This window comes from Pseudoroseicyclus aestuarii (assembly GCF_003217255.1).
GTDB lineage: Bacteria > Pseudomonadota > Alphaproteobacteria > Rhodobacterales > Rhodobacteraceae > Pseudoroseicyclus > Pseudoroseicyclus aestuarii.
The window spans coordinates 40,017-52,799 of sequence record NZ_QJTE01000006.1 but is presented as its reverse complement, the minus strand read 5'-3'; the positions used below and the strand labels follow the sequence as shown (position 1 = coordinate 52,799).

Sequence of the window (12,783 nt, the reverse complement as noted above, 5' to 3'; positions counted from 1 at the left end):
TCAGACCAGCAGCGCCTTGCGCAGCATGTTCAGCGCCACAAGGATCAGGAAGACGCCGAAGCCCCGCTTAAGCCGGGCGGCATCGGTGCGATGCGCCAGCGCCGCACCCAGCGGCGCCGTCACCATCGTCGTGCAGATCGTCAGCAAGAAGGCCGGCCCGTTCACCGCCCCCAGCGTGAAGGGCGGCGCGAGGTCCGGCGTCGGACCCAGCAGGAAGGCGATGACCGAGGGCACGGCGATCAGGATGCCGAAGCCCGCCGCCGTCGCCACCGCGCGGTGGATCGGCAGCCCGAAAAGCGACAGGGCCGGCACGCCGAAACTGCCGCCGCCGATGCCCATCAGCACCGACAGGAAGCCCGCGCCGCCCGAGAGGCTCCAGCAGGCGGGGCCCTTGGGCAACGTGCTGCCGAGGCGCCAGTGGTTGCGGCCGAAGATCATGTAGAGCGCGACGATCAGCGCCAGCACGCCGAAGATCGCCTGCAGGCTGCGGGTGTTCAGAAGCGAAACCGCCACGGCCCCCAGCAGCGCGCCGATGATCAGTCCCGGCGCCCATCCCTTGAGCACGCCCCATTCCACCGCGCCCTTGCGGTTATGGCTCGCGACGGAGCGCGCCGAGGTCACGATGATCGTCGCCAGCGAGGTCGCGAGGCAGATCCGCATCAACTCGGGCGAGGCATAGCCGAGCGCGGTGAAGGCATAGTAGAAGCCGGGCACGAGGACGATGCCGCCGCCGACGCCCAGAAGGCCGGCCAGCACGCCCGCAAAGGCGCCCAGAGCGACGAGGATCGCCGCCATCTGAAGTAAAAGCATGGGATCGGGCATCGGCAACCTCCTGAAAGCCCGCCTTCCCTGCCCGCGCCGCCGCTTCTCTGCAAGGGGCCGCGCGCCTCAGGCGGCGCTGCGTGCCCCCTCGACCATGCCCAGCGCCCGCAGAACGAGGTCCGGGCCGGCATCCGGATCGCTCGCCCCTTCGGAGAGCATGCGCCGCCAGGCGCGCGCGCCGGGCCGCCCGGTGAAGAGGCCCAGCATGTGCCGCGTGACGTGGTGCAGCCGGCCGCCCTGCGCCAGATGCGCCTCGATATGCGGCAGCATGGCCTGCACCGCCTCCTCGGGCGTGGTCTCGGCCCCCTCGCCCCAGATCGCGCGGTCGGCATCGCCGAGCACCGCGCCGGGATCGTGGTAGGCGGCGCGTCCGATCATCACCCCGTCGATCCCCTGCCCCAGCAGCGCCTGCGCCTGCTCGAGGCTGGCGATGCCGCCGTTGATCGAGACGTGGAGGTCCGGATAGGCGCGCTTCATCTCGAGGACGAGATCGTGGTCCAGCGGCGGGATGTCGCGGTTCTCCTTCGGGCTCAGCCCCTGCAGCCAGGCCTTGCGGGCGTGGATCGTGACCCGCCGCACGCCGGCCTCCCGCACCGCCTCGAGAAAGCGGGGCAGCGCCTCGCGCGGCTCCTGCTCATCGACGCCGATGCGGCATTTCACGGTCACCGGCACCGGGCTCGCGGCGATCATCGCCGCGGCGCAATCGGCCACGAGGTCCGGCGATTTCATCAGCACCGCGCCGAAGCTGCCCGATTGCACCCGGTCCGAGGGGCAGCCGCAGTTGAGGTCGATCTGATCGTAGCCCCAGTCCGCCCCGATCCGCGCCGCCTGCGCAAGTTCCGCCTTGTCCGAGCCGCCCAGCTGCAGCGCCACCGGGTGCTCGGCCGCGTCGAAGCCCAGAAGCCGGTCCCGGTCGCCATGGATCACCGCCGGCGCCGTCACCATCTCGGTATAGAGAAGCGCCCGTGACGACAGGCTCCGATGCAGCGCGCGGCAATGCCGATCAGTCCAGTCCATCATCGGGGCCACGGACAGGCGGCTAGCCGTTTCTGTGTTGATGTGGCCTTGGTTCACTGGCTGTACCCTGCGTAATCTTCGCCCGCCATCATACCGTGTCCCGCCTCGACTACCCGCCTGATCCCGGCTTTGCACTACGGCGTAAAATGGCGGCAGGGGCGTGTAGTCGACGGGTTTTGTCATCGAGCGCGAACGTGCGGGTGGGTCTATCGCATAGAGGGCCGCTGTTGTCATCCGGCTGGAGGGCAAGCGTCACGAGGTCGTGCGGATTTACGTCCCTCACTCTCGGCGGTCCGACGGTCAGCCGATGGGGTCGATCTTGACCGGGCCGCGATGGCGACCCGATGCGGCTTAGCGCGCCTGAGCGGCGATGCCGCCAAACTGGCCGGCGTGATGCAGAAGCGGCCGGGCTCCCGGCCTGTGCTCGAGGTGCCGGACGGCGCCGAGGACGAGCACGTGATCCCCAGCCTCGACCGTTCGCGCCACATCCGCCACCAGCACCGCCGCCGCATCGCGCAAGATCGGCAGGCCATGCCGGTCCTCGAAGGGATCGTTCAGCGCCGCCTCGGGCCGCCCGGCGAAATGCAGGGCATGTGCGCGCATGTCCTCGGACAGGATATTGATCGCGAAGCGCCCCGAGCCGCGCAGCTTCGGCAACAGTCGCGCCCCGCGCCCCACCGAAATGCAGACGAGCGGCGGGGTGAGCGAGACCGACATGAAGGCGCTGATCGTCATGCCGTGATCGCCTGCCGCCGTGCGGGTGGTGACGACCGTCACGCCGGTGGCGAAACGGCCGCAGCACTCGCGCAGCGCCCTTGGGTCGATATCACGGACCGCGATGGTCATGCCGCAGCAGAAGCCCCCAATTCGCGCCGGATGATCTCGGCCCCGGCGCTCAGCGCTTGGAGCTTGCCGCGCGCGACCTGACGCGACAGCGGCGTCATCCCGCAGTTGGTGCAGGGATAAAGCTTGTCCGCATCCACGAATTGCAGCGCCTTGCGCAGGGTTCCCGCGACCTCTTCCGGTGTCTCGACCGTGGTGCTGGCCACGTCGATCGCGCCGACCATGATCTTCTTGCCGCGCAGCATCTCGATGAGCTCTATCGGCACATGCGAGTTGTGGCACTCGAGCGAGACCAGATCGACGCTGGACTTCTGGATCACCGGAAAGATCATCTCGTATTGCCGCCACTCCGAGCCGAGCGTCGCCTTCCAGTCGGTGTTCGCCTTGATGCCGTAGCCATAGCAGACATGAACGGCCTTCTGGCATCTGAGGCCTTCCATCGCCCGTTCCAGCGTTGCCATGCCCCAGTCGTTGACCTCGTCGAAGAAGACGTTGAAGGCCGGTTCGTCGAACTGGACGATATCGACCCCGGCAGCCTCCAGCTCCTTTGCTTCCTCGTTCAGAAGCCCGGCGAATTCCCAGGCCAGTTTTTCCCGGCTCCGGTAGTGCGCGTCATACAGCGTGTCGATCATGGTCATCGGGCCGGGCAGCGCCCATTTGATCGGCGCGTCCGTCTGCGCGCGCAGGAACTTGGCATCCTCGACGAAGACGGATCGCGGGCGGGACACTGCGCTGACCACGGTCGGCACGCTGGCGTCGTAGCGATCCCGTATGCGCACGGTCTCGCGCTTCTCGAAATCCACGCCGTCGAGCCCTTCGATGAAGGTGGTGACGAAGTGCTGGCGCGTCTGCTCGCCGTCGCTGACGATGTCGATGCCGGCGCCGCGCTGTTCGCCAAGCGTCACGCGCAGCGCATCCTGCTTGGCCTGCGCCAGAGCCTCGCCTTCCATCTTCCAGGGGGACCAGAGCTTTTCGGGCTCGGCCAACCAGGCGGGTTTGGGCAGGCTGCCAGCGGTGGAGGTGGGGAGCAGTTTGGTCATGGTGATGTCTTTCCCGGTTCCCGGATCAGGCGGCGACCTCGGCGGACCATTCGGTCAACCGGGCGCGGTACGGCTTGATGAAGGCTTCCTCGGCGAACCTGCCCTGCTCGGTCGCAAGCCGGGCGCGTTCCTCGCGGTCGTAGACCACGAGGGTCGGCGAGAAATCCCGGTGCTTCAGGCTGGGCCGGTAGACCTGTCCCGCCACGGAATTGGCGTTGTAGATCTCGGGGCGGTAGATCTTCTGGAAGGCCTCCATCGTGCTGATCGTGCCGATCAGCTCGAGGTTTGTGTAATCGTTCAGCAGATCGCCGGAGTGGTAGAAGGCCAGCGGCGCGACGCTTTTCGGCGGCATGAAGTAGCGCACCTGCAGACCCATCTGGCCAAAGTACTGCTCGGTCAATGACGCGCCGCTCGGAACGTATTCGACCCCGAGCACGGGATGGGTGTTTGCGGTGCGCTCGTAGCTCTTGGTTTCCGACACGCTCAGGCAGATCACGGGCGGCTTGCGGAACCGCGCCGTGAAGGCCTCCGAGGCGACGAAGGCCTTGAAGATCTTGCCATGCAGCGCGCCGAAGTCCTCGGGCAGGCTGAAGCTGTCGCGCCCCTTGTTGTGCTCGGGCAGGACGACGCTGAAATCGTAGTCCCGCACATAGGACGAGAAGTTGTTCCCCACGAGCCCCTGCATGCGGGTGCCGGTCCTGCGGTCGAGGATCGTGGTCTGCAGCACCTCGATCGCGGGGAAGGCATCGCCGCTTCCGTCCAGATCCAGATCGACAGAGATGATGTCCAGCTCGACCGCGTAGCGGTCGGCCTGCGGGTTGTCCCAGCTGGCGAGATCGTTGAACCGGTTGTCGATCATGCGCAGCGCGTTCGCGAGGTTCTGCTGCCGATGTTCACCGCGCGCGAGGTTCGCGAAATTCGTGGTCAGCCGCGTGCCGCTGTCGGGCGTGTAGGTTTCATCGAACCGGAGGCTCTTGATCCGGAATGCGAAAGGGTCGGTCATGGCGGTCCCGCGTCCTGTCAGAGGTCCTGAAGCCAGTGGCGGAGGGTCGATGACCCGGCTGATCTGGCGATAGCTCCTTCTGCCGCAGCGGGGGCATGAATAAAAATGAAAGTTTTTAGGGTAAACGTGACTCGCTGTCATGCATACCCGAGCCGGCTGCCGGTCGGAGGTCAGACCGTCAGATATCCACGGTTTCCGCCAGCTGCATGAACTCTTCAAGATAGCGCGGCAGCGCCCCGGTCCGGTACCCCAGATGAATGGACTTCTGGATGCCGGAGCCGATGCGGACGCCCGTCACCCCCTTGGCATCGCGCAGGAGCCAGTCCGGCGTGGCGCTGACGGCGCGGCCCGAAGCGACCAGCCGCAGCATAAGATCCGTGGTCTCGGCCGTGCGATGCCTGCGCGGCCGGGCATGCGCGGGCACGAGGAACCGGGTGTAGATATCCAGCCTTTCGCGCGGGACAGGATAGGTGATGAGCGTCTCGCGCGCCATGTCAGAGGGCGCGACCTGCCCCACGCGGGCAAGCGGGTGGTCCTTGGCGACGGCGAGGACCAGCTCGTAGTCGAACACGGGCCGGTAGCCGACGCCCGGACTTTCGATCGGGTCGGGCGTGACAAGCAAGTCGATCTCGTGCCCCAGCAGTGCCGCGAGCCCACCGAACTGAAAGGCCGAGGTGACGTCCAGATCGACATCCGGCCATTCGACGAGGAACGGATCGACGAGCCGCATCAGCCAGTCCTGACAGGGGTGACATTCCATGCCGACCCGGATCGCCCCGCGCCGTCCGCGTGAGTAATCCTCCAACACCGAGGCGCCGTGTTCCAGCTGCGGCAGCACCCGCGCGGCCAATCCGAGCAGGTACTCCCCCGCCGGCGTCAGCCGCAGCTTGCGCCCCTCACGCTCCCAGAGCGTCACACCGTGCCGCTCCTCGAAGCGGCGGACGGCATGGCTGACCGCCGACTGAGTCAGGTTCAGACGATCCGCCGCCTCTGTCAGGCTGGAGGTTCGGTCGATCTCGCGCAAAATGACGAGAGGCTGAAGGTCGATCACGAGACGTGCCGGCGGTTCATTCAATTGCTCCTGAATCGGGATGACGCGTCATGGGCAAGACCTAATCGCATTCAAGCGCGGCAAGACAGCACCTTCGGGTGCGTTCGGTTTTCTATTGATGCTACCTGCTTCGGCATGGACGCCACGGTCCGGCCAAGCCGCTTGCTCCGTGGCCGCAGAACTGCACCGGGGCACGCGTCAGGGGACCGACGGATCAGACGACCTCGGCGATCATCGCGCGGATGCCGGTCCAGTCGCTCTTGCCGTAGCGGGCCTTGTCCAGCGGATCGAGCTGGCCGCGTCCGCTCATCATGTCGCGCAGGTACTGCATGCCTTGCCAGGCGGGGAAGACCGCGTCGCCGGACCGGTCGAAGGCCCGCGCCGCCCGGATCGCGAGACCGAGCCGGCCGATACCGCCGGCCCTGAGGGTGCGGTAGTGCCAGTCCGAGACCTCCGTGGCGAGGCGCGCGATCTCGCGCGCGGAGGCGCTGCCGCCGGCGATGCGCAGATCGCGCGGCGCCTCGGCATCCAGCGCAGCCTCTGCGGTGAAGTCAGCCACGTCGTCCTTGGTGGTAAAATCGAGCACCTGACCGGCCTCGCCCCAGTGCATCACCCGCCCGATCTTCGGCAACAGGATCGGCGCATCCTCGGTCAGCACGGTCGAGAAGGCGCCGTTGAGCACCGAGGTCGCCCGGATCGGCGCCGCGTCGAGCCTCGCGCGGAAGCGGCGGCGCAGGTCCATGTTGCGGTTCTCGCCCGGGCGCGTCCTGGTGTAGTCGAGCGAGAAGTCGGAAGGGATGAAGCGCGGCACACCCACCGCCACCGCGGCCTCGAGCAAGGTGCCCTGCTGGCCCAGCATCACAGCCTCGAGCCCGTTCAGCGCCGAGACGATGCAGCCCGCGCCCTCGCAGGCGGCCCGCAGAGTAACCGCATCATAGCCGCTCTCGACCAAGGTTATCCCCTGCCCCTCTAGGCGCCCGCGCGCTTTGGCCGGGGTGCCGGGCCTGACGATGGCGCGGACCTCTGCCCCCCTGCGGGCCAGCGCGGCGCCGATGCGGCCACCCAGATCGCCGGTCGCCCCGGCCAGCACGATCACCCTGTCGTTCATATCTGTCGCCTCCGGCGGAACTGCTCCGGGGCAGCATGTAAAGCGCAATAAGGTAAATGAAACGGCACCGTTCTATTTTATCCGCCTCGGCGTGCCGCTATGGTAACGGCATGGTCATGCCGCCGCCCACCTCCCCCGTCCCGCGTGTCGGGCGCCCTAGGCGCGACGAGGCGGGCGCGGTCAATGCCCGCATCCTCGCCGCCGCGACGGACCTGTTTCTCGAGAGGGGGCTGGCCGCCACCAGCTGCGAGGCGGTGGCGGCGCGGGCGCGCGTCGGCAAGGCCAGCCTTTATGCGCGCTACGCCGGCAAGGAGGCGCTCTTCGAGGCGGTGGTCCAGCACGCCCTCGAGGGCCGCAGCTTTCGCTGGCAAGGCCCCGAGACGCGGGATGCCCCACCCGCAGAGCGCCTCGCCCTTGCGGGACGGGCGGTGCTGTCGCAGGCGCTGCAACCCGTCCCGCTGGAGCTGATGCGGCTTTTCATGGCCGAGGCGCGACGGTTCCCGGCGCTGATCGCGCAGGTCGAGCGCATCTCGCGCGGCAGGGTGCTGGAGGTCGTCTCGCGCGCCCTCGTGCCCGAGACCCCCGATCCGCAGGTCCGGGCGCGGGCCGACGCGGTGGCGGACCGCTTTCTCGACCTGACCTTCGCGCCGATCATCGTGGATGCCCTCATGGGGCGCGAGGGGCAGACGGCGGCAGAGGCGGTGGACCGCCGGATCGTCACGGCGCTGGAGGTCCTTGGGCACGAGGTGCTTACCGACCCGCCCGGCGCCTAGTGCGGGTCCGAGCCGGTCAGCCGCGCGCGGCGCGCCGCACCTCGCTCAGCGTCTGGCCATAGGCGGCGCGGAAGGCCCGGCCCAGCGTCGCCGCCGAGGCAAAGCCGCAGCGCGCGGCGATCAGGTGCAGCGGGATCTCGGTCTCGACCGCGAGGTTCTGCGCATGGGACAGCCGGATCGTGGTGTAGTAGCGGCCCGCCGTCACCCCCAGCTCGCGCGCAAAGGCCCGCTCCAGCGTCCGGGGCGAGACGCCGGCCCGCTCTGCGATCTGCCGCAGCGGCAGCGGCTCCTCGATGCTGCGGAGCATGATCCTGAGCGCGCGGTGCAGCGGGGCCGAGACGGCGCCGCTGGCCGGCATCCGCGTCTCGGCGGGGTCGAAGACGAAGAGCGTGCTGACGTCATAGGCCAGCACCTCGCCCCCGGCCTTGCGGATCAGATCGAGGATCAGCGCCATGGCCGAGGTGGCGCTGCCGGCGCTCCAGCGGCCTTGATCGACCGCGCTGCTCTCGTCGACGACCTCGACCTCGAGGAAGGTCTCGGCGAAGGCCTCCACCTCCTGCCAGTGCACGGTGGCCCGCCGCCCGTCGAGCGCGCCGCAGGCCGCGATGAGCCATGGCCCCATGTCGAGGCCGGCGACGATCTCGGCCTGCCGGATCGCCGCCTGCAGGGCAAAGCGCAGCCCCGGCTCTGCCGCCTGCGCGCGGGCGCCGTATCCCGCGACGACGACCAGCAGGTCGGCGGCAGCGGCATCGCCCAGCGCCCCGTCGGCCTGCAGCACCAGCCCCGATGAGGATTGCACGGCCGCGCCGCCCAGCGTCAGGACCCGCCACTCGAAAAGGGGCCGTCCCGAGATCGCGCAGGCCGCGCGCAGCGGCTCCATCGCGCTGGCGAGGACCATGTTCGAGAAGCCGTCGAAGACGGCGAAGCTGATCGACGTGGGGGCATCTGGCGTCATGGGCATCGTTTGCGACGGTCTGGGCAAAAGGTAAAGCCGGCAGGGCCCCTAGCCTCGCCCCATCAAGACAATCGAGATCCATGGAGGGCCCACGTGAACTGGGACGCATTCATCACCTGTGCCGTGACCGGCTCCGGGCAAAGCCAGCACAAGAGCGACAAGATCCCCGTGACGCCGCAGCAGATCGCCGAGGCCTGCGTCGAGGCGGCGAAGGCCGGCGCCGCCGTGGCGCATGTCCACGTCCGCGACCCCGAGACCGGCGCCCCCTCGCGCGATCCGGCGCTGTACCGCGAGGTCGTCGCCCGTGTCCGCGACAGCGGCACCGACGTGATCCTGAACCTGACCGCCGGCATGGGCGGCGACATCGTCCTCGGCTCTGCCGAGGCGCCGCTGCCGCTGAAAAAGGGTGGCACCGACCTGATCGGCGCGACCGAGCGGCTGGTGCATGTCGAGGAGCTGCTGCCCGAGATCTGTACCCTCGATTGCGGCACGATGAACTTCGCCGAAGCCGATTACGTGATGACCAACACGCCCGGCACCCTGCGGGCCATGGCGCAGCGCATCCAGGCCGCCGGCGTGAAGCCCGAAATCGAGGTCTTCGACACGGGCCACCTCTGGCTGGCCAAGGCGCTGGTCGCCGAGGGTCTGATCGACGATCCGGTGATGGTGCAGCTGTGCATGGGCATCCCCTACGGCGCGCCGAACGACCTGAACACGCTGATGGCGATGGTCAACAACATGCCCGAGGGCTGGGTCTACTCGATGTTCTCGATCGGCCGGATGCAGCTGCCCTATGCCGCGCAATCGGTTCTGGCGGGCGGCAATATCCGCGTCGGGCTGGAGGACAACATCTGGCTCGAGAAGGGTGTCCCCGCCTCGAACGGCCAGCTGGTCGAGCGGGCGGCGACGATGCTCTCGGCGATGAACGTCGGGCTCAAGACCCCCGCGCAGGTGCGCGAGCAGCTGAACCTCAAGAAGCGCTGGTAAGACCGCCGGCCGGAACAAGGGGCCACAAGGCCCCGCAACGACAGGGAATTTTACCATGTCCACCCATGACCTCGACCGCCGCGGCTTCCTGCGCGGCAGCTCCGCCGCGGCGCTCGGCCTCGGCATGGCGCCGATGCTGGGCAGCGGCGCCATGGCCCAACCTGCCCCGCAGCGCGGCGGCTCCGTGCGCATCGGCCATTCGGGCGGCGCCACCTCGGACACCATGGACCCGGCGACCTATGCCGCCGGGCCGCTCGTCCTCGCGATGCTGGGCGGGGTGTGCAACAACCTCGTCGAGATCGACGAGACCGGCGCCGTGAAGCCCGAGCTGGCCGAAAGCATCGAGCCCAGCGAGGATACCCGCACCTGGACCGTCCGCCTGCGCGACGTCACCTTCTCGAACGGCAAGCCGCTGACGGCAGCGGATGTCATCGCCTCGTTCAACCACCACCGCGGCGACGGCACGACCTCGGGCGCCAAGGACCTGCTGACCGACGTGACCGAGATCCGGGCCGAGGGCGAGCGCACCGTGGTCTTCGAGCTGGCCTCGGGCAATGCCGACTTCCCCTTCGTGGCGGCGGACTACCACCTCGTCATCATGCCCGCGAACGGCGATGGCGGGCTCGACTGGCAGTCGGGCATCGGCACCGGCGGCTACACGCTGGAAGAACACGAGCCCGGCGTGCGCATCCGCCTGGCCCGGCGCGAGGATTACTGGAAGGAGAACCGCGCCTGGTTCGACGAGGTCACGCTCTTGACCATCAACGACCCCACCGCGCGGCAGAATGCGCTGGTGACGGGCGAGGTCGACATCATCAACGGCGTGCCGACCAGCACCGTCCACCTGCTCGAGCGGCGCCCCGGTATCGACATCGTCGAGGTGACGGGCTCTGCGCATTATCCCTTCCCGATGCATTGCGACGCGGCGCCCTTCGACGACGTGAACGTCCGCCTCGCCCTCAAGCACGCGATCAACCGCGAGGAGCTTGTCGAGAAGGTCCTGCGCGGCCATGGCGTGGTGGGCAACGACCAGCCCATCGGCCCGGCCTACCGCTTTCACGATGCCAGTCTGGAGCAGCGCAGCTACGACCCGGACCGGGCGCGGCATCACCTGCGGGAAGCCGGTCTCGACAGCCTCGACGTGACGCTCTCGACCTCGAGCGCGGCCTTCTCGGGCGCGGTCGATGCCTCGGTCCTGTTCCAGCAAAGCGCTGCAGAGGCGGGCATCAACCTGAACGTCCAGACGGAGCCCGCGGATGGCTACTGGTCGAACGTCTGGCTCAAGGATCCCTTCTGCGCCGGCTACTGGAACGGCCGCCCGACCGAGGACTGGATGTTCTCGATGGTCTACGCCCAGGGCGCGAACTGGAACGAGACGCATTGGCAGAACGACCGGTTCAACACCCTGCTGCGCGAGGCGCGGGTCGAGCTGGACGAGAGCAAACGCGCGGCGATGTACGCCGAGATGCAGCAGCTCTGCCGCGACGACGGCGGCGCGATCATCCCGATGTTCGCCAACTTCATCGACGGCAAGGCCGAGCGCATCCAGCACGGCACCCTCGCCTCGAACCGCTTCCTCGACGGCTGGAAGGCGATCGAGCGCTGGTGGGTGGCCGCCTGATCCGGCCCCGCCCCGCCGCACCCACGGCGGGGCCCCCGCTGTACCCATGACAAAGAGGCCCCCCATGTCCCAGATCATCACCAAGGCCGCCTGCATCGGCGGCGGCGTCATCGGCGGCGGCTGGATCGCCCGCTTTGCCCTCAGCGGCATCGACGTGGCGGTTCATGACCCCCACCCCGAGGCCCGGCGCATCGTCGAAGAGGTGCTGGAGGGCGCGCGCCGCGCCTGGGACCGCATGCTCTCGGTCCCGCGCGGACCCGAGGGGCGGGTGACCTTCCACGACACCCTCGCCGAGGCCGTGGCCGATGCCGATTACATCCAGGAAAGCGTGCCCGAGCGGCTGGATCTGAAGCACAAGGTCTTCGCCGCGATCGAGGCCGCGGCCCGGCCAGAGGCGCTGATCGGCTCCTCCACCTCGGGCTTCAAGCCCTCCGAATTGCAGGCGGGGATGACGCATCCCGAACGCCTCTTCGTGGCGCATCCCTTCAATCCCGTCTACCTCGTCCCGCTGGTCGAGCTGGTGGGCAGCCCCGCGAGCGACGAGGCGGCCCTGACCCGCGCCGCCGAGATCCAGCGCGAGATCGGCATGCATCCCCTGCGCGTCCGCAAGGAGATCGACGCCCATATCGGCGACCGCCTGCTGGAAGCCGTTTGGCGCGAGTCGCTCTGGCTGGTGAAGGACGATGTCGCGACCACCGAAGAGATCGACGACGTCATCCGCTATTCCTTCGGCCTTCGCTGGGCGCAGATGGGCCTCTTCGAGACCTACCGCATCGCCGGCGGCGAGGCCGGGATGAAGCACTTCATCGAGCAGTTCGGCCCGGCCCTCGAATGGCCCTGGACCAAGCTGATGGACGTGCCCGAGATGACCGACGCGCTGGCCACCAAGATCGGCGACCAGTCCGACGCCCAGTCCGGCCAGCATTCGCTGCGCGAGCTTGAGCGCATTCGCGACGACAACCTGATCGGCATTTTCCAGGCGCTGAAGCAGAACGACTGGGGCGCGGGCCAGACCCTGTCTGCGATGGAAGCGCGGATGCGCGACCGCGCCGTCCCCGCCGAAGCGCCCGATCCCGCTGCCCCGCTGGCGCTGCACCGGGCGACGGTGCCCGCCGAGTGGCTGGACTACAACGGCCATATGACCGAGCACCGCTACTTGCAGGTCTTCGGCGATGCGACCGACGCCTTCCTCGCCCATATCGGAATGGACGCGGGCTACATGGGCGCCGGACGCTCCGTCTACACGGTCGAGAGCCACCTGCGGCACCTGGCCGAGACCGGGCCGGGCACAGCGCTGACGGTCAGGACCACGGTGCTGGGCCATGATGCCAAGCGCATCCGTATCCATCACGAGATGGTCGATGCCGCGGGCCAGGTGCAGGCCACGGCAGAGCACATGCTGATGCATGTCGACACCAAGGCCGGGCGCGCGGCGCCGATGGAGGCGCCGCTGACAGACCGCCTCGCCGCCCTCTCGCCCGGGCAGCGCGGGATCGCCGCGCCGGGTCATGCCGGGCGCCCGATCCGCGACATCGGCTGGCCGGAACCGGAGGCCGAATGAGG

The 12,783-nt window shown here is 68.6% G+C and carries 12 protein-coding genes; 4 read left to right on the top strand and 8 right to left on the bottom strand.

Annotated elements, in window-relative coordinates:
- From DFP88_RS14310 to DFP88_RS14280, 7 genes are all read right to left on the bottom strand, one after another.
- Positions 1-822, bottom strand: a complete 822-nt coding sequence (locus tag DFP88_RS14310; protein WP_110815386.1) for a sulfite exporter TauE/SafE family protein — start codon at positions 820-822, stop codon at positions 1-3.
- A 66-nt stretch (positions 823-888) separates the two neighbouring features.
- Complete coding sequence (gene dusA, locus DFP88_RS14305; protein WP_281268198.1) at positions 889-1,896, bottom strand: tRNA dihydrouridine(20/20a) synthase DusA; 1,008 nt, start codon at positions 1,894-1,896, stop codon at positions 889-891.
- 294 nt (positions 1,897-2,190) lie between these two features.
- Positions 2,191-2,685: a flavin reductase family protein gene (locus tag DFP88_RS14300; RefSeq protein WP_110815384.1), complete on the bottom strand. Its 495-nt coding sequence runs from the start codon at positions 2,683-2,685 to the stop codon at positions 2,191-2,193.
- Entirely contained in the window at positions 2,682-3,722 is a 1,041-nt protein-coding gene (locus DFP88_RS14295) for a methionine synthase (RefSeq protein WP_110815383.1), read from the bottom strand. The genes DFP88_RS14300 and DFP88_RS14295 overlap by 4 nt, the downstream gene beginning before the upstream one ends.
- Positions 3,723-3,747: 25 nt before the next feature.
- Positions 3,748-4,725: a DUF1852 domain-containing protein gene (locus DFP88_RS14290; protein ID WP_110815382.1), complete on the bottom strand. Its 978-nt coding sequence runs from the start codon at positions 4,723-4,725 to the stop codon at positions 3,748-3,750.
- A gap of 178 nt (positions 4,726-4,903) precedes the next feature.
- The gene (locus DFP88_RS14285; RefSeq protein ID WP_110815381.1) at positions 4,904-5,776 is read right to left on the bottom strand and encodes a LysR family transcriptional regulator; all 873 of its coding nucleotides are present in this window, start codon (positions 5,774-5,776) and stop codon (positions 4,904-4,906) included.
- A 214-nt stretch (positions 5,777-5,990) separates the two neighbouring features.
- Positions 5,991-6,884, bottom strand: a complete 894-nt coding sequence (locus DFP88_RS14280; protein ID WP_110815380.1) for an NmrA family NAD(P)-binding protein — start codon at positions 6,882-6,884, stop codon at positions 5,991-5,993.
- Between the two features lie 56 nt (positions 6,885-6,940).
- Between DFP88_RS14280 and DFP88_RS14275 the strand changes: the two genes are divergently transcribed.
- Positions 6,941-7,657 (top strand): TetR/AcrR family transcriptional regulator, encoded by a 717-nt coding sequence (locus tag DFP88_RS14275; RefSeq protein ID WP_110815379.1) that lies wholly within the window; start codon positions 6,941-6,943, stop codon positions 7,655-7,657.
- Positions 7,658-7,673: 16 nt separating this feature from the next.
- Here the strand turns inward: DFP88_RS14275 and DFP88_RS14270 are convergent, their stop codons facing one another.
- Entirely contained in the window at positions 7,674-8,612 is a 939-nt protein-coding gene (locus tag DFP88_RS14270) for a GlxA family transcriptional regulator (protein ID WP_110815378.1), read from the bottom strand.
- A 93-nt stretch (positions 8,613-8,705) separates the two neighbouring features.
- On the opposite strand from DFP88_RS14270, the gene DFP88_RS14265 reads away from it, so the two are divergent.
- From DFP88_RS14265 to DFP88_RS14255, 3 genes are all read left to right on the top strand, one after another.
- Complete coding sequence (locus DFP88_RS14265) at positions 8,706-9,599, top strand: beta-keto acid cleavage family enzyme (RefSeq protein WP_110815377.1); 894 nt, start codon at positions 8,706-8,708, stop codon at positions 9,597-9,599.
- Between the two features lie 55 nt (positions 9,600-9,654).
- Positions 9,655-11,220, top strand: coding sequence for an ABC transporter substrate-binding protein (locus tag DFP88_RS14260; protein WP_110815376.1), 1,566 nt, complete (start codon positions 9,655-9,657; stop codon positions 11,218-11,220).
- 64 nt (positions 11,221-11,284) lie between these two features.
- Positions 11,285-12,781, top strand: coding sequence for a carnitine 3-dehydrogenase (locus tag DFP88_RS14255; RefSeq protein WP_110815375.1), 1,497 nt, complete (start codon positions 11,285-11,287; stop codon positions 12,779-12,781).
- Positions 12,782-12,783: the final 2 nt, after the last annotated feature.